The 16458-nt window shown below is 63.8% G+C and carries 14 protein-coding genes; 9 read left to right on the plus strand and 5 right to left on the minus strand.

Annotated features, from left to right (window positions below):
- The 3 genes from AC0L27_RS15410 to AC0L27_RS15420 form a co-directional block, all read right to left on the minus strand.
- Window positions 1-2260: BatA domain-containing protein (locus tag AC0L27_RS15410; RefSeq protein ID WP_473319613.1), on the minus strand; the 2260-nt coding region annotated here is incomplete at its 3' end.
- Window positions 2257-3201 (minus strand): DUF58 domain-containing protein, encoded by a 945-nt coding sequence (locus AC0L27_RS15415; RefSeq protein ID WP_354209125.1) that lies wholly within the window; start codon window positions 3199-3201, stop codon window positions 2257-2259. The genes AC0L27_RS15415 and AC0L27_RS15410, both read right to left, overlap by 4 nt.
- Window positions 3201-4199 carry an AAA family ATPase gene (locus AC0L27_RS15420; RefSeq protein ID WP_275171517.1) on the minus strand — a complete coding sequence of 333 codons (999 nt, stop codon included), beginning with the start codon at window positions 4197-4199 and terminating at the stop codon, window positions 3201-3203. Before AC0L27_RS15420 ends, AC0L27_RS15415 begins: the two co-directional genes overlap by 1 nt.
- Before the next feature lie 280 nt (window positions 4200-4479).
- Between AC0L27_RS15420 and AC0L27_RS15425 the strand changes: the two genes are divergently transcribed.
- Genes AC0L27_RS15425 through AC0L27_RS15445 form a run of 5 tightly spaced genes read left to right on the plus strand, consistent with a single transcriptional unit; the run spans window position 4480 to window position 8049 of the window.
- Window positions 4480-5091 (plus strand): DUF1285 domain-containing protein, encoded by a 612-nt coding sequence (locus AC0L27_RS15425; RefSeq protein WP_354209124.1) that lies wholly within the window; start codon window positions 4480-4482, stop codon window positions 5089-5091.
- Window positions 5088-5759, plus strand: coding sequence for a CoA pyrophosphatase (locus AC0L27_RS15430; RefSeq protein ID WP_247466246.1), 672 nt, complete (start codon window positions 5088-5090; stop codon window positions 5757-5759). The genes AC0L27_RS15425 and AC0L27_RS15430 overlap by 4 nt, the downstream gene beginning before the upstream one ends.
- A complete protein-coding gene (locus tag AC0L27_RS15435) occupies window positions 5756-6019 on the plus strand; it encodes a DUF6111 family protein (protein WP_018454951.1) in 264 nt (87 codons plus the stop codon). Before AC0L27_RS15430 ends, AC0L27_RS15435 begins: the two co-directional genes overlap by 4 nt.
- A gap of 9 nt (window positions 6020-6028) precedes the next feature.
- Window positions 6029-7285 carry a CCA tRNA nucleotidyltransferase gene (locus tag AC0L27_RS15440; RefSeq protein WP_354209123.1) on the plus strand — a complete coding sequence of 419 codons (1257 nt, stop codon included), beginning with the start codon at window positions 6029-6031 and terminating at the stop codon, window positions 7283-7285.
- Window positions 7282-8049, plus strand: coding sequence for a sulfite exporter TauE/SafE family protein (locus AC0L27_RS15445; RefSeq protein WP_354209122.1), 768 nt, complete (start codon window positions 7282-7284; stop codon window positions 8047-8049). Before AC0L27_RS15440 ends, AC0L27_RS15445 begins: the two co-directional genes overlap by 4 nt.
- A gap of 51 nt (window positions 8050-8100) precedes the next feature.
- Here the strand turns inward: AC0L27_RS15445 and AC0L27_RS15450 are convergent, their stop codons facing one another.
- Complete coding sequence (locus tag AC0L27_RS15450; RefSeq protein WP_473319615.1) at window positions 8101-8430, minus strand: nuclear transport factor 2 family protein; 330 nt, start codon at window positions 8428-8430, stop codon at window positions 8101-8103.
- A 131-nt stretch (window positions 8431-8561) separates the two neighbouring features.
- Between AC0L27_RS15450 and AC0L27_RS15455 the strand changes: the two genes are divergently transcribed.
- The 3 genes from AC0L27_RS15455 to AC0L27_RS15465 all read left to right on the plus strand — a co-directional run bounded on the left by AC0L27_RS15455 (window position 8562) and on the right by AC0L27_RS15465 (window position 14569).
- Complete coding sequence (locus tag AC0L27_RS15455) at window positions 8562-12077, plus strand: LuxR C-terminal-related transcriptional regulator (RefSeq protein ID WP_473319617.1); 3516 nt, start codon at window positions 8562-8564, stop codon at window positions 12075-12077.
- A 347-nt stretch (window positions 12078-12424) separates the two neighbouring features.
- Window positions 12425-13447, plus strand: a complete 1023-nt coding sequence (locus AC0L27_RS15460) for an L-dopachrome tautomerase-related protein (protein WP_473319619.1) — start codon at window positions 12425-12427, stop codon at window positions 13445-13447.
- 39 nt (window positions 13448-13486) lie between these two features.
- On the plus strand, window positions 13487-14569 hold the full coding sequence (locus AC0L27_RS15465; RefSeq protein WP_473319620.1) for a two pore domain potassium channel family protein: 1083 nt from the start codon (window positions 13487-13489) through the stop codon (window positions 14567-14569).
- A 96-nt stretch (window positions 14570-14665) separates the two neighbouring features.
- Here the strand turns inward: AC0L27_RS15465 and AC0L27_RS15470 are convergent, their stop codons facing one another.
- Window positions 14666-14881 carry a hypothetical protein gene (locus AC0L27_RS15470; RefSeq protein ID WP_007595064.1) on the minus strand — a complete coding sequence of 72 codons (216 nt, stop codon included), beginning with the start codon at window positions 14879-14881 and terminating at the stop codon, window positions 14666-14668.
- Window positions 14882-15285: 404 nt separating this feature from the next.
- Here AC0L27_RS15470 and AC0L27_RS15475 point away from each other — a divergent pair, with 404 nt between their 5' ends.
- Window positions 15286-16359: a TauD/TfdA family dioxygenase gene (locus AC0L27_RS15475; protein ID WP_354256335.1), complete on the plus strand. Its 1074-nt coding sequence runs from the start codon at window positions 15286-15288 to the stop codon at window positions 16357-16359.
- The last annotated feature ends 99 nt before the right edge of the window (window positions 16360-16458 follow it).

Genomic DNA, 16458 nt, shown 5'->3' on the forward strand with positions numbered 1-16458 from the left:
CGATCGGCCAGTAGATCAGCGGGAAGAAGGCGAGCTCGTCGCGCGCCGGATCGATGCCGACGGGATCGCCGGCCTCAAGCGCGGTGCGCTGCGCCAGGAACAGCGTCAGTCCTGACAGCCCGGCCCTGACGATGGAATCCACGTCGGCATTGCCGGTCACGACATAGGCGAGGCGGGTCTGCGACACCGCCTTCATCGCGAACTCGTCGGATGCGCTGTCCGCGTGCGATGGCGTCGGCACGAACGAGGCGAGGCCTGCGAGCACCAGACCGAAGACGATCATCGCGGGCGCGGCGCGGCGGCGCAGCAGCGCGGCAAGGCCGCCGCCGAGCACCGCGACGATGATGGCGTCGATCAGGAACAGCGCGAGCGCCGTTGACAGCAGCCAGCCGCGCAAGTCCTGCGGCTCGGCATTGGTGTAGGTGGCGTGCCGGGCGCGCAGGCTTGCGGTGTTCAGGGCTGCGATACGGTCGGCGCTGGCAAGCGTGTTCACGGCGAGCGGTCCTTCTGCCGGACCATAAAAGCCCGGCGGATGATCGGGTGTGGCGCGGTCGCGATAATCCGCGGGCAGCGGCTTGGCGGCGGCCGGCGGCGGACCGAAGGCGCCGAAGCCGTCGAGGATATGCAGCGGCGCCACCGTTTCGGCGGTCGCCTCAGTGGCAACGCCTGGACCCGGCTTGGCGGTATAGCCGGACATGTCGACGACGCGCCGCAGGATTTCGACGAAGGTGCCCGACATGGGCAGATCCGACCAGCGCATGTCGGCGCTGACGTGGAACAGGCTGACGACGCCCTTGCCGCGATGCTCGCCGGTCACGAGCGGCGTGCCGTCTTCCAGCGACGCCCAGCTCTTGGTGGCAAGTACAGCGTCGGGCTCGGCCAGCACCTGGCGGCTGATGGTGACGTCCTTGGGGACCACGACACCGGCAAACGGACCATCGGCGGCAAAGGAGGCCAGATGTTGCGGCTTTTCCCAGGTCAGGCTGCCGCCGAGCGTCCGGCCGCCCTTGCGCAGCTTGACCGGAACGAGATCGTCCTCGGCCTGCGCCAGCCGCGGACCGGCGAACCGCACCAGCACGCCGCCCTGGTCGATCCAGGCATTGAGACGCTCGCGGATTTCGGGGGCGATGGTGCCGACATCGGCAAGGATGATCATCGGCAGCTTCTGGTCGAGGAACTGCGTGATGCCCTGCTGAGGCGAGCCCTTGTCGGCGAGCCGCACGTCGGCGAACGGCGCCAGCGCGCGGGTGAGATAGAAGGTCGGCGCCAGCAGCGGCTGCGCGGTCTCGCTGGTCGAGCCCGAGACGATGCCGATGGCACGGCGGCGCCAGCGCTTGTCGAGCAGCTGCACTGCGCCGGCGGAGCGCTCACCGGCGATTTCAAGCCGCGTGATGTCGTTGCGCAGCTCGACCGGCAGATCAAACGACGCTTCGGCTTCCTTGTCCTGCGGACCGAACGAAAAACGCGCTTCGCCGATCGGCGAAGACTTCTGGTCCAGCGCGCGCACGGTGCCGATGGCGATGCCGCCGTCGGTGCGCAGCACCTTCACCGTCATCCTGGCTGCGGCGTTCTCGGCCGCGACCAGGGCCAGGGCTGAGGAGGTGCCGCCTTCGAACACGGTCAGGCTGCGATCGCCGACGGTCTTGCCGAGGCCAGCCACGAATTCCTCGCCGCGACCGGTGTCGACCCCGTCGGAGAGCCAGGCGATCTCGCAGTCGCCCGTGGCTTTCAGGAAGCGATCGATTGCGGTCAGGGTCTCGACGCGCTCGATCGAATACGGCTTTGGCGTGAGCTGCCGCAGCGCGACGCGCGCGGCGCCCGCCGGCATCAGGGTGATATCGCGGTTCGGCTCGGACAGCGGCACCAGCGCAATCGCACGGCGGTCGTTCTCGGCACCGGCGATCAATTCGTCGGCGGCCCTGATCCGGATGTCCCAGTTCGAGGCCGCGCTCCAGCCGTCGTCGAACATGATCATCAGCGGCGCCTTGCTCGCGGCCGCACCTGTTTGCGGATTCCAGATCGGACCGGCGGCGGCGAAAATGACCAGCGCCGCAGCCAGCAGCCGCAATGCGGTCAGCCACCACGGCGTTCGCGACGGGGTCTCTTCGCGCGGTGCGATGTCGAACAGGAGGCGGGTCGGCGGAAACTCGATGCGGCGCGGCCGCGGCGGCATCACGCGCAACAGCCACCACAGCACCGGCAGGCTGACGAGGCCGATCAGGAGCAGCGGTTCGGTGAAGGCGAGCGGCAGTCCCATCATGCGGCCGGCCCCGCCTTGATCGTGGTGGTGCGCGCCCCCGATTTGCTCACCTGCATGCCGGCATGCAGGAACAGCAAGAGCTCAGCGGCCGAGCGGTCGGTCGCATGCGTCGTGAACAGCCAGTCGAGCTTATTGGTCTCGGCGCGGATCTGGTCGCGGTGCAGCGCGAGCCGCGCGGTGTAATCCAGCGCCCAGCTCTCGGCGCGGCCGGCGGTGATCACGCCGAACCCCTCGGGCTCGACGAACTCGACGCGGCCGGAATAGGGGAATGATTCCTCGGCGGGATCGACGACCTGCACCAGCGTGCCATGCGCACCGGAGCCGGACAGGCCGCCGAGCGTGGTCCTAATCTCGGAGATCGGCGACCAGAAATCCGACAGCACGATCGTCTCGGCCAGCGCCGCGGGCACGAAGGACGGCGGCAGGCTCAAGCGATCGGCATCGTCATGCAGCATCGCCTGCGCCATCTTGTCGATGACGCTGCGGCTTGCGGTCGGTGCCATCAGCCCGGGAATGCCGACGCGTTCGCCGCCGGAGACGAGCAGCTCGGCCAGCGCGAAGGCGACGATCAGCGTCCGCTCGAGCTTGGATTCGCGCGCCTGTTTTGAAGCGAAGGCCATCGAGGGCGAGCGGTCGGGCCAGATCCAGACCGTGTGCGAAGCTTCCCATTCGAGCTCGCGGACATAGAGCAGATCGTCGCGCGCCGAGCGCCGCCAGTCGACGTTCTGCGACGGCTCGCCGGAGACGAAGCGGCGGTATTGCCAGAAATTTTCGCCGGAGCCGGCGCGACGGCGGCCGTGCAAACCGTGAATGACGTTGGCGGCGATACGGCGGGCCTCGAGCACCAGGCGCGGCAGCGAAGCGGCGAGCGTGCGGCTTTCGCCATCGGCACGTCGGATCGCGATGATCTCCTTCGCTGCGTGCCCGTTCTCTGCGGCCATCAACCGATCCGTGTCTTGAGCTGCTTGATCACGTCCGGAATCGTGCGGCCTTCGGCGCGCGCCTGGAACGTCAGCGCCATGCGGTGCTTCAGCACGGGCTCGGCAAGGTCGAGCACGTCGTCGATCGAGGGCGCGAGGCGGCCGTCGATCAGCGCGCGTGCGCGCACCGCGAGCATCAGCGATTGGCTGGCGCGCGGGCCCGGTCCCCAGGCGATGAACTTGCTGGTGTCGCCGCCGTCCGGACCCGGACGGGCCGAGCGCACCAGCGACAGAATCGCCTCGACCACGGAATCGCCGACCGGCAGGCGCCGGATCAGTCGCTGCGCGGTGATGAGTGCATCAGGTGTCATCGCGCCCTTGGCCAGCGTCTCGTCGGCGCCGGTGGTTTCGAAGAGGATGCGGCGCTCGGCGTCGCGGTCGGGATAGTCGACGTCGATCTCCATCAGGAAACGGTCGAGCTGGGCTTCAGGCAGCGGATAGGTGCCTTCCTGCTCCAGCGGGTTTTGCGTGGCGAGCACGTGGAACGGCTTCGGCAGATCGTGACGCGCGCCGGCAACGGTGATGTGCTGCTCCTGCATCGCCTGCAGCAGCGCCGACTGCGTCCGCGGGCTGGCGCGGTTGATCTCGTCGGCCATCAGCAGTTGCGCGAACACGGGGCCGGAGATGAAGCGGAAGGCACGCTTGCCGGAGGTGCTCTCGTCGAGCACTTCGGCGCCGAGAATATCGGATGGCATCAAATCGGGCGTGAACTGGATGCGCTTGGCATCGAGGCCGAGCGTGATGCCGAGCGTCTCGACCAGCTTGGTCTTGGCGAGGCCGGGGACGCCGATCAACAGCGCATGGCCGCCGGAGAGGATGGTGACCAGCGTGTTCTCGATCACGCGATCCTGACCGAAGATGACGGACGCGATCGCATCCTTTGCCGCGCGAATTTGGCTCGACACCTGCTCGGCCGAACGGACTATCCCGTCTTCGAGCTTCTCGACACTCTCCGCCATCCGTTAGCTCCTTCAGCCTGCCATGCGGCTCGCTTGCGTCGTCATGTCATCACGTCCTCAACTCAAGACGTGGGCCCTATGCTAGACTTGCAGGAAGGCCATGTATTCGTTGAATTAACCTATCCCCACCTTATCGGCTTAGGGATATGTAGGGCATCACGAAGTGGCGACCTCCACACCGGACTAATGCGGGGTGGAACCGAGCACCCGGATACAACGTAAACCTGCACCAATCGTGCCAAATGACCGATCGTGCCAAATGACAAAGTCAGGGCAAACCATGGCGAACCAAGGGCAGAGCGCCGATCGCGGTCTTGAGGGGCTGACTGCCGCTGCCAAAACTGCTGCCGATGCCGAAGGCGCCAAAAAGGGCCTGCCTCCGGTGCATTTGTGGAATCCGCCGTTCTGCGGCGATCTCGACATGCGAATCGCGTCGGATGGTACTTGGTTCTATTTGGGGACGCCAATCGGCCGTCACGCTTTGGTTCGCCTGTTCTCGACCATCCTCAAGCGTGAAGGCGACAAGCATTTCCTCGTGACGCCGGTGGAGAAGGTGGGCATTCGCGTCGACGACGCACCGTTCATGGCGGTCGAAATGCAGAAGGACGGCGAGGACGACCACCGCGTGCTCCGCTTCCGCACCAATGTCGATGACTGGGTCACCTGCGATGCGGCGCACCGGCTGCGCTTCGAGCAGGCCAAAGACGGCGGGCTGACGCCCTATCTGCACGTCCGCGCCGAGCTGTGGGCCAAGGTCACCCGCGCGCTCTATTACGATCTGGTTGACATGGGTGAGGAGCGGATGGTCGATGGCCAGCCGATGTTCGGTGTCGAATCGGCCGGCGAATTCTTCGCCATGGCCGATGCGGAGCAGGTGAGGGCCGCGCTTTGAACAAGCCTATCTCCAGGAACGATCCCGCCGTGATCGGTGCGGCCGATTTCTTCGCCCGCTCCGCCGCGCGGCTCGGCTTCGACGTTCCGCCCGGTCTCTATGATCCCAATATCATTCCGGCCTCGGGCGATCCCGGCACCGACAAGATGCTCGAGATCATCGCGCGTGAGCAGCCGGTGCGGCCGGCGGCGGTCTTGATCGCGGTGGTCGATCATCCCGAGCCGACCATCCTCCTGACGCAGCGCTCGGCGCATCTGAACGACCATGCCGGCCAGATCGCCTTTCCCGGCGGCAAGATCGATGCGACGGATTCCTCGCCGCTCGATGCGGCGTTGCGCGAGGCCGAGGAGGAGGTCGGGCTGTCCAGAGACTTCGTCGAACCGATCGGCTATCTCGATCTCTACGGCACCGGCTTCGGCTTCCGCATCCTGCCGACGGTTGCCAGGGTGCGCCCGGGTTTTGAGCTGACGATCAACCATTCCGAGGTTGATGATGCGTTCGAAGTGCCGCTATCGTTCCTGATGAACCCGGCCAACCACCAGGTGCACAGCAAGGAATTCCGCGGCATGGAGCGGTCCTACTACGCGATGCCGTTTGCGGAACGCTACATCTGGGGCGCGACGGCCGGCATGCTGCGCGTGCTCTACGAGCGGATCTATTCATCATGATCCGGCCGATCCTGACCGAGATCGGAATCTTCCTCGTTCCCTTTGCCGTCTATGCGCTGTTCCTGGCCGCCACGCGCTCCGGCCTGTTCGTGCAATCGTCCTGGCCAATCACCATCGTCGCGCGTCTGATGCTGGCGGCGCTCGTGCTGGTGATCGCGGGGCTGATCGGGTTTGCGCATTTCTCCGGCGCTGCGCCGGATTCGACCTATGTCCCCGCCCACGTCGAGAACGGCAAGCTCGTGCCGGGCGTGGAAAGATAGGACCGGCCGATGAGCGCGGTGCCCATGCTCGCCGATGCACCCTGGCTGATTTCGGGCGGGACCGCGCGCGTCCTGCAATTGCTCAACGCGGATGGCGAGGAGGCACGGGTGGTCGGCGGCGCCGTGCGCAACGCGCTGCTCGGCCTTGTGCCCGGTGACATCGACATCGCGACCACGGCGCTCCCGCACGAGGTGATGCGGCGGGCCAAGAGCGCCGGCATCAAGGCCGTGCCGACCGGCATCGACCACGGCACCGTCACGCTCGTCATCGACAGCCAGCCTTATGAAGTCACGACGCTGCGCGAGGACACCGAGACCTTCGGCCGCAAGGCCAAGGTCGCGTTCGGCCGCGACTGGGTGAAGGACGCCGAGCGCCGCGACTTCACCATGAACGGCCTCTCGGCCGATGCTGACGGCGTCGTCCACGATTACGTCGGAGGCATCGCGGATGCAGCGGCGCGGCGCGTGCGCTTCATCGGTGATCCCGACCAGCGCATCGCCGAGGATTTCCTGCGCATCCTGCGCTTCTTCCGCATCCACGCCGCCTTTGGCGCCGGCGATCCCGACCGTGACGGCTATCTTGCCTGCATCCGGGGACGCGCGGGCCTCGCGAGCCTGTCGGCCGAGCGGCTGCGCATGGAGACGCTGAAGCTGCTGGTCGCCCCCGGCGCGTCCGCCGCCGCGGTTGCGATGGCCGATGGCGGATTGCTGCAAGCGCTGACCGGCGGCGTCGCCTATACCGGGCCGCTCTCGGCGATGATCGCGATCGAGCGCGAACTTGGCCTCACCGCAAGCAGCACGCGGCGGCTCGCCGCGCTGACGGTCGCCGTGACCGAAGACGCCAAGCGCGTCGCCACGCGCCTGAGGCTCTCCAATGCGGAAACCAAGGCGCTGGATTCGATGGGGCACCGCTGGTGGCGCCTGGCCACCAAGGGCGAAGCCGATGCGCGGCGGCTGCTCTACCGGCTCGGCGCGGAGCGCTATCACGATCGCGTGTTGCTGGGCTGGGCGCGGGCCGGGGGTGATGTCGGCTCGTCGCGATGGCGTGCGCTCGCCGAGTTGCCACAGCGCTGGACTGCGCCGAGATTTCCGCTTCGCGCCGCCGACTTCATCGCGCGCGGCATGACGGAAGGACCAGCGCTCGGACATGTCTTGACCCTGGCCGAGGACGCTTGGCTTGCGGCGGATTTTCCCCTAGAGGACACCGCACTCGCTTCCATCGCCGATCAAGCTGCGGCACGCATCAGCCGCGATGAGAGAACGTGACCATCGTTTCAGGCTTCGCCGACATCTCGATCTTTCAGCTCCTGCTGGTCGCGTTGATGGCGTTGTTTGCTTCGATCATCGGTGGTCTCGCCGGCTACGGCACCGGCGCCCTGATGCCGCTGGTGCTGGTGCCTCTCGTCGGCGCCGAGCCCGTGGTGCCGATCATCGCGATCTCCGCGATCTTCACCAATTCCAGCCGCGCGCTCGCCTATCTCCGCTATGCCGATCGCCGCCGCGCGCTGATCGTGCTCGCCTGCGCAGCGGTCACGACCGCGCTTGGTGCCTACGGCTATACGCGGCTGACCAATGCGGGCGCGGCGCTGGTGATCGGCTCCATGCTGATCCTGAGCGTGCAGCTGCGCCGTGTGCTCCGCCGCCGCCAGGTGAAGCTCGGCGACACCGGTCTCGCGGCAGGCTCGGTCGGCTATGGCGTGCTGGTCGGCGGCACCTCCGGCTCCGGCGTGATCCTGCTGTCGCTGCTGATGGCCGCGGGGCTCGAGGGCGCCGCCGTCATCGCGACCGATGCGATGATCTCGCTCGGCACCGGCCTCATCAAGATCTCCGTGTTCGGCCTCGCCGGCGCCGTGACCGCGCAGGTGCTCGCCTTTGCATTGCTGATCGGCGCCATCGCGATTCCCGGCGCGTTCCTGGCCAAAGCCTTCGTCGAGCGGATGCCGGTACACATCCATACCTCGATCCTTGACGTCGCCGTGATCACCGGTGGGCTGGTGATGATCTCGGCTGCGGCGAGGCAGCTCATCTAATCAATCGGATGTGGCGCGTGTCCCGCTGCAGGTTTGGATCACGCCGCAGGTCTAATGTGAGGGACTGCAGTCCAGTTCCTTGATCCTGCCGGCGGCGTCAAACGCCAAAAGTGCACTCATGACGCCAGCACTGGTGATGTACGAGATAACGGTCCCGTCGTTCTGCCAGGGATTGAGATCATCCAACGTGCCCGCCGGATATTTCCGGAGGCGATCGACCCAATAGGCACGAAGTGCCTCCCGGCCGGTAATGGTTTGGACGCCAGCGCAGCCGCAGTGCACAACGGCATCTTCGGCATAGAGCTCCAGGATGGCCTCGATATCGCCCGCGCGATAGGCATCAAGCCAGTCGACCGCGACGGCCATGGGATCAAAGGACATATTTTTCACTCGCATACCGTCCAAATCTGCTTCAGGCTCTGGAACTGCCAAGCCTTTTTTGATTTTAATATCCCACCCGGGCACGGCCATATGGCGAACGACATAGCGGACCGGGCCGAGGGCCAAAGTCGATGTTGGACGCGTCCGCCAGGCAGGGGATACTCAAGCCCATCCGGCTTGTGATCGTCGATCCACAGCCGATCGTTTTGCAGGGACTGAGGTCGGTCCTCGGGACGCAGCCGGACTTCGACGTTGTCGCATCGTCCAGCGATCGGACAAGCTGCCTCGAAGCAATTCGGAAGCTGACACCTGACGTCGCGATTCTCGCCGACAAGGTGCCAGATCTGACGGTCTCCGAGATCCTCGCGATTGTGAAAGCTGAGAAGCTCTCCACGCGCCTGGTGTTCTTCACCGAGTCCGACACCAACCACGATCTGACTTCCGCCATCGCAGCCGGCGCCTGCAGCGCAATTTCGAAGTATGCCTCTCCCGCCACGATGCTGCGATCGCTGCGGCTGATGACGAAGAGCGGTGTGGCACTGGAGAAGTCCGATCTCTCGGCAGCCGGCAAGGAGGCGGACGGCGACGGCAAAGTCGAAAAGATGCTGGAGCTGTTGACGCAACGGGAACGTCAAATTGCACGACTCGTGTCGGAAGGAATGTCGAACAAGGAGATCGCGCGTCAGCTCAACGTTTCCGACGGGACGGTCAAAGTCCACCTGTACAATATTTTCCAGAAGCTTGAGATCACTAACAGAACTGTGCTCGCGACCATCGCATTGCTGCAACGCCCCTCCGGCCTGGCTGCGCTCTCCCTGGCCTTTCTGGCGTTGGCGATTGCGGACGAACTCAAGGCGTCGGAAGCGAATGGCATCTTTCCGGATGAGAACGGCGTCGGCCACGCGGACGAGCACGCCGCGTACGAGCCCTGGAAAAAAGGGATTCTCCGGCACCTCATCGCCTGGGAATCCGGCGAGACGCCCACGCTCGCCCAGAGAGACTTGTTCGCCAAGGCCACCCAAATCACCAACCCGGCGGCGGCCATGGAAGCGCTGCGCACGGCCGAGCAATCCGGAGGCTCGAAACCGTGGACGCACTTCGCTCCTGTTGGATCGAGCGCGCCCGATCTTCCCGTGCCCTTACTGCGAGGAGCAAGCGACATACAGGTCGGAGTTGACCCGGCCCCGGAACATCAATTCCCGCGGCTTCTTTCCAATGCGATGTCGATGCACGGAGGGTATGGCAACTTCGCTATTCTCACCGGTGCGTTGATCTACGCACTACAAGACTCCGATCTTGCCGTGCAGGCGCATGAGCTCCGTCAAGCGTCGATCGACAGCATCCTGGCCGTCACTGAAGAGAACGCGACCACAAAACTGGCCGCGATCACTCATGCCGCCGCCAATCATGACGACAATTCAGCCCCGGGTTTCCTCTCGCACGATGTCCGCCTGTCCTCCGCCGTTACGACCAGTGGAAACGGCAACGTCGCTGAAGGCGCTCTGGGCCAAAAGGGCCCGGGCGATGCGGGTGACAACCTCCATAAACCTGATGGCGCGGACCTTGGTCACGATGCCAGTATCGGCGTAGGCGGCAACGTTGAAAACGTTGTTTATCGCTTCCCGATCGATTCCGAGTCTAACAATTCCAAGTCGACCTCTTCCGACACCGTGTTCGATTTCGCATCTGGGCCGGGCAGGATCAATCTTGCGACTTTCGGAGCGCTTGCTTGGCTGCATATGACGGCGGCAAGCAAGTCCATACCGCCACATACACTCGCCTGGGTTTACGACTCCGCAAGCAACGAAACGATAGTCTATGTGAATGCGACCGACCGTATCCTTGATATCGGCGATCGCGGCTTGCTGGAAATCCATCTGGAGGGAATTGTAGCCGTTGCGGAGGCGGATGTCGTCTCCGAGCCAGATGGCGTGGCTGTTGCGACCACCTTGGAGCAGCTCGAAGCCGCGCTGGTACAGGCGGTGGCACCCGATGAGACTGTTCTGACGAAGGACAATGTCCAAACCAGTATCGAGGGGAGCGAGAGCTCGCTCGGGACGGCCGGAGCGTGGGCCCTTCTGGCCAACAACGGCTCGGGTTTCCATTTCGGGCAGACCCGGACCGGATTGGGAACGCCGACGAAGTTCGGAAGCTCCAACGGCCCGTCGGCGGATGCAACGGAAGAAAGCGATGCTGCATCTGCCGCGTCGGCTCACGCATCGCCAGTCCAACTTGCTCATAGCGCGACGGCGCCGGCAGTCGCAAATGTCACATCGACCAGTGGTCCGATCAATGCGGGCACCGGCGTTTCCTCGACTGGGCCTAACGAGATCGGCCAACCGAGCGTCGTAACGGCCGACAACGCGGGGCACGGCAACTCGCAGCACGCTTCGGAGCCGGGATCTGCAAAGGATGCAGCTACCGAATCGACTGGAGCCGGCTCCAAACCGGGCAATGACGACGGCAATGGCGCCCAGCATCACGCCTCGGCTTCGGAGGCTGCACCAGGGGCCGCGACGGGAGAACCAGCGGGCGCGGAACACGGCAAATCGGGGCACCCAACCACTGGAAGCGCGCCGGCCGCAGCCGAGATCAATCCGGGCACAACGGGTGCCAGCCCAGGAAACGGCAACGCGCAGCACGCTTCGGAGCCTGGGCCTGCAAAGGCGGCATCCACGGAACCCACTGAAGATGGGGCCAAAGCGGGCAACGCCGCCGACCGTGGTGCCGAGCACCACGCTTCGGCTTCTGACGCTGCGCAAGCACCAGCGAAGACGGCAGAACCAGCGGGCGCGAAACACGGCGAATCCGGGCACTCAACCGCCGCAAACGCACCGGACGCAGCCGAGATCGATCCAGGCGTCGCAACGGCCGCCAGCGCGGGCCACGACAACTCGCAGCACGCATCGGAGCCAGGGTCTGCAAAGGCGGCAGCTACCGAATCGACTGAAGCTGGCTCCAAACAGGGCAATGATGGCGGCCATGGCGACGATCATCATCGCGCTTCGGCTTCTGACGCCGCGCAAGCACCAGCGACGACGGCAGAAGCAGGCAGCGCGGAACACGGCAAATCCGGGCACTCTGCCGCTGCAAGCCCGCCGGACGGAGCAGAGATCGATCCGGGCGCCGCAACGGCCGCCAGCGCAGGCCACGGCAACTCGCAGCACGCTTCAGAGCCAGGGTCTGCAAAAGTGGCATCCACCGAGTCGACTGAAGCTGACTCCAAGCCGGGCAACGGCCCGCGCGATGGCGGCGAGCATCACGCTTCGGCTTCGCAGGCTGCGGGGACCGTGAAGACGGCAGAACCAGCCACCGTGGACCACGGCAGCTCCCAGCACGCTGCGCAATCTGCAGCGATCGCATCAGACGACGCACACCCGGCCAAGGCTGCGTTCGAAACCGGCGGCGCAGACCAAGGACCGGTGTTCCGGTTCGATAGCGGACCAACTCCTTCTCCTCTCGTCGCGATAGTTGAGGTTAAAGAGTTCAATCATCCGCTCGATGCGCACGTTCCGCCTGGTCAGGAAGAGAGCCTCGGGTTCAACGGCAAGATCGTCCCTCATGCACTGAACGGACACGCGGACGACCACGGCAATAACGGGCCGCATCAAGCCATTGTACCTGCGCATCATGATTTGCTGATTTGAACTGTGACCGCGACGGGGGCGATGCTCTCGCTCGCCCGGCCATATCCCTCGGCAACCATCATCGCTGGACCGCTGGTTGGAACTCCCCATCAAAGGCGCGTTGGCAGATGTGGAGTCGCTAGGAACGATCGAAGCAAAGCCGGATTGGGCCCTAAACTTTTTGGAAAGGGCCTCTCATGCGTCCAATCGCGTTCAGCTCCTGCGTAGCAGTCGTGCTATCCATTTCGTCCGCGGTTCATGCGCAATCCGCAACAGAGGATATCAAGTCCAAGGCCCAACGGCTTGTCGCGCCTCTTGTCGAAAATCGCGACAGTCGGCTCCACTCGGTCGCAACGTTCGACCATCAGGTGACCGGGGTCACGGTCGCCCCGGACGGCCGCATATTCGTGAACTTCCCGCGCTGGACGGAGGATACGCCGGTTTCGGTGGCCGAACTCATGCCAGACGGGTCGACCAAGCCATATCCCAATGAGGAATGGAACGGCTGGCGCAATGCGCGAATGTCCGAGGTGTCGCCCAATGATCACTTCGTTTGCGTTCAAAGCGTTGTTGCGGACCGGCGCGGATCGCTTTGGGTCGTCGATCCCGCGGCTCCCAATGCCGAGAAGACCGTGAAGGGTGGACCCAAGATCGTCGAGGTCGATCTGAAATCGAACAACGTGAAGCGGATCTTTCCGATCGGGCCGGACGTCGCTGGTCCGGCCAGCTACCTCAACGACATCCGTATCGCCCCCGACGGAAAGTTCGCCTATCTGACCGATTCCGGTTCGCCCGGCGGCCTGGTTGTTCTCAACATCGAATCCGGGCAGGCTTGGCGTGTGCTGAGCGACGATCCTTCGACCCAATTCGATCCGAGCGTCACCGTAGTGACAGATGGCCAGCCCTTGCGGCGGCCGGACGGACGGCAGCCCTTGTTCAATGCCGATAGTCTGGCGCTGTCGAAGGACGGCAACACCCTCTACTGGCAGGCCCTGACCGGGAAGACTCTCTACCGGATCGCCACGTCCAGTATCCAGAGTGCGGACGCGGCGGCTCGCGCTCGCCCGGAAACAGTGGCAACGACGGAGCCCGTCGATGGGCTCTGGACCGGCGAACATGACGAAATCTATCTGAGCTCGATCGCCAACAACGCCGTCAAGGTTCTCAACCCCAGCGACGGTACCGTGCGACAGCTGTTGACGGATTCGCGCCTGCGCTGGGCGGACACCTTCTCGCAAGGTCCTGATGGCGCAATCTATGTCACCGCGTCGCATATCCAGGATTCGCCCTGGTTCCACATGGCTTGGACGGACAAGAACTTCACGCTGTTCAAATTCATGCCCGGCGACGCGAACACCGTCGGGTCAAGTCGCGAGCCGAACCGGCAGTAAACGTACGACTCTGGAGGCGGCTCAGGACGAGGAGGACAGATGGCCCATTGGGTTGAGCCTATAGCCGGCACGCTGCTGATGGCACTGGTCCTTGCCGACGTATTCCTCACGGTTCTCTACGCACGCGCCGGCACCGGAATCATCAGCGACCGCCTGGCCAGACTGGTCTGGCTTGCACTGCGCCGGCTTTCCTCGGCCGGCAATGGCAACCATCTGCTTTCATTCTGCGGCCCGTTGATCGTGGTCGCCTTGCTGCTGACCTGGTCTATTCTGCTCGCGCTCGGGGCTGCACTGATTGTGCACCCTCAGCTCGGGACCAGCATCACCAGCAGCAACCAGGAGACTCCAACCGACTTCGTGACCGCGCTTTACGTCGCGGGAAGCAGCCTCTCTATCGTAGGCGGCAGCAATTTTGGTCCGCAAAGCGCCGGAGCGAAACTGTTGTTTCTTCTGAATTCAGTGATCGGGACGTCAGTCATATCGCTCACCATCACTTACCTGATGCAGATCTACGGCGCGCTCAGGAGCAGGAACTCGCTTTGCCTCAAGATTCACGCACTTTGCGGTGAGACCGGCGATGCCGCGGACCTGCTCGCGCATCTGTTCGCGAACAACCAGCTGAGTGCGGGTTACAACAACCTGTCGGAGTTGGCCGCAGAGGTCACCGACGCCAAAGAAGCTCACCACTTTTATCCCGTCCTGTTCTACTTCCGCTTCCCTGAACCGTTCTACTCCGTCTCCCGGTCGTCGCTCATCGTCCTCGATGCCGTCTCGCTGATCAGAAGTGCATTGCCGAAGGACGCCGATTGGCTCAAGCAATCCGGCGCAGTCACCCAGCTATGGTCCTCCGCGCTGCTACTCCTTTCGACCCTCAACAACATTTTCCTGCACGAGAAAGCATCGGCTGAAGCCGACGAGGGAGATCGGCAAGTCTGGCGGGTCCGGTTCGACAATGCACGACGGCGGCTGCGGCAAGCTGGCATCAGTGTCACCGACGATCTTCCGCATTCGTGCGAATCCTACATGGAACACCGAAGAAGGTGGGACTCTCTCGTTTGTGTGCTTGGCAATTCCATGGCTTACCAGCCCTCGGACATCGATCCGGCGATACAAAGGGCGTAAACCCCTGCCGGACTTCTCGCCGAGCGCGCCTGGCCTGGTCTCGCGTCTCAGAAACGCGACGCCTTCGGCGGATCAGCATCATTGGGCGGAATTGTTTCAGGGTTGCAGCCGTGAGAGCAGACGTTGCCGATCCTGGTCGCGACGTCGCTGCTCCATCCGCATCCGTTCGAGTTCGCCTTCCGCTTTGGCTGTGTCCTCGTTCTGGCGCTTCATTTCAATGATGAGCGCCTCCTGCTCTGCGAGCCGCCGTTCTCCTTCGACGACGTCGCGCTCGATCTGCCTCAGCTCATCGTATATCGCCGTCGTGTACATCGTCGTCCTCGCGCGGCCGTGCTGCCAAGCACGCCGCAAAGTAGCTTTCGCCTCTTGCAGAGCCTTATCCGGGCCGCCTGGTGCGGCCACGACCGCGGCACGAGGCGCATGACTTTCAACTCAACCAGCTTCGCGAACGTTCCGGCTGATGCCATTTTTTCCCAGGCTTCATTGGTCGTACGAGCGGCCATGTTGTTACCCGATCATTTTGGTGGAAGCGGCTCGCTGAACTGCCTGAAACGGTCCTCGTCAACGAGCGCACCCGTTGGCGGCGACAGTGCACTCGGCTCATTGCTGCGCTTCAGCCAAGTTGCAAACAAGCGGTCGGCACAATATCGTTGGTCGTCTGCCCCCATGTCTTCCGCCCCGATGTCTGACGTCCAATCTCCCCAGGAGCCAACACGATGAATGTGGTCTCAGTGCCCGGCGGGATTCATCGCCCTCCAGGGAAGGTCGATATCCCGTCCGCCTGGCAGGGCGCTGAGATGAAAGCCAATCCTGATCGATGGTTGATATCGCTTGCGGCCGGCGAGATCGCGGAACTCGAGGGCGCGGCTGAAACATATCTCGGCAGAAACAAAAAAATCGCCGAGATCACGAAGGAAAGCTTTCCGCTTCCCAATCTCGGTGCGCACCTGGAAGATCTCAAGACAAAGCTCCTGGTCGGCTTGGGCTTCGAGGTCATACGCGGCCTCCCGGTGGCAAAATATAACCAGGAGTTCGCCGCTACGATCTTTTGCGGAGTGGGCGCGCATCTCGGATCGGCGCGGTCTCAGAATGCAGCGGGTCACATTCTCGGTCACGTCCGTGACACCGGCGCGGATGCGAAGGATCCGAACACCCGAATTTATCAAACTTCGGAACGGCAAACATTCCACACGGATTCGTCCGACGTGGTTGGATTGTTATGCATTCGCGAGGCGATGGAGGGAGGGGATTCCCTCCTTGTCAGTACGACGACAATCTACAACGAGATGTTTGACAGACGTCCCGACCTTGCCGCTCTCTTGTTTGATCCGATCGCGACAGATCGGCGAGGCGAGGTGCCGGAGAACGAAAAGCCATATCTTGAAATCCCGGTGCTGAATTGGCATGCGGGGTTCCTGACCGGGTTCTATCAGCGCCAGTATATCGATAGTGCGCAGCGCTTTCCCGATGCGCCGAGACTGACGCCGGCTCGCGTCGAGGCGCTCAATCTCTTTGACGCGCTCGCAAATGATCCCGCGCTGCATTTCGGCATGCGGCTTCAGCCGGGCGACATGCAGTTCGTCTACAATCATGCCTTGCTGCATGACCGGACTGGATTCCGCGATTGGTCCGATGCAGGCCAGAAGCGTCATCTATTGCGCCTTTGGCTCAGCATGGAAGGCGATCGGCCGCTGCCCGATTGTTTCAAGCAGCGCTATGGTTCGATCGAGGTTGGCAACCGTGGTGGCATCATCACCAAAGGTACCAGTTTGAACGTTCCGTTGGATTGACGTTCCGATGGTTTGAACCGGAAGCCCGGACCCAACCTGGCCTCGCAAGCTCAAACCGCAGGAGCAGGCCGGACAATCCCTTCGACAGCGCCAGGCTGA

Source organism: Bradyrhizobium sp. Ken51, assembly GCF_055807435.1.

Coding starts and splice junctions, on each gene's coding strand:
- AC0L27_RS15420 (WP_275171517.1), bottom strand. CDS start 4,199: ATGGCGGAGAGTGTCGAGAAGCTCGAAGACGGGATAGTCCGTTCGGCC.
- AC0L27_RS15455 (WP_473319617.1), top strand. CDS start 8,562: ATGTTGGACGCGTCCGCCAGGCAGGGGATACTCAAGCCCATCCGGCTT.
- AC0L27_RS15435 (WP_018454951.1), top strand. CDS start 5,756: ATGATCCGGCCGATCCTGACCGAGATCGGAATCTTCCTCGTTCCCTTT.
- AC0L27_RS15465 (WP_473319620.1), top strand. CDS start 13,487: ATGGCCCATTGGGTTGAGCCTATAGCCGGCACGCTGCTGATGGCACTG.
- AC0L27_RS15470 (WP_007595064.1), bottom strand. CDS start 14,881: ATGTACACGACGGCGATATACGATGAGCTGAGGCAGATCGAGCGCGAC.
- AC0L27_RS15475 (WP_354256335.1), top strand. CDS start 15,286: ATGAATGTGGTCTCAGTGCCCGGCGGGATTCATCGCCCTCCAGGGAAG.
- AC0L27_RS15450 (WP_473319615.1), bottom strand. CDS start 8,430: ATGTCCTTTGATCCCATGGCCGTCGCGGTCGACTGGCTTGATGCCTAT.
- AC0L27_RS15415 (WP_354209125.1), bottom strand. CDS start 3,201: ATGGCCGCAGAGAACGGGCACGCAGCGAAGGAGATCATCGCGATCCGA.
- AC0L27_RS15440 (WP_354209123.1), top strand. CDS start 6,029: ATGAGCGCGGTGCCCATGCTCGCCGATGCACCCTGGCTGATTTCGGGC.
- AC0L27_RS15425 (WP_354209124.1), top strand. CDS start 4,480: ATGGCGAACCAAGGGCAGAGCGCCGATCGCGGTCTTGAGGGGCTGACT.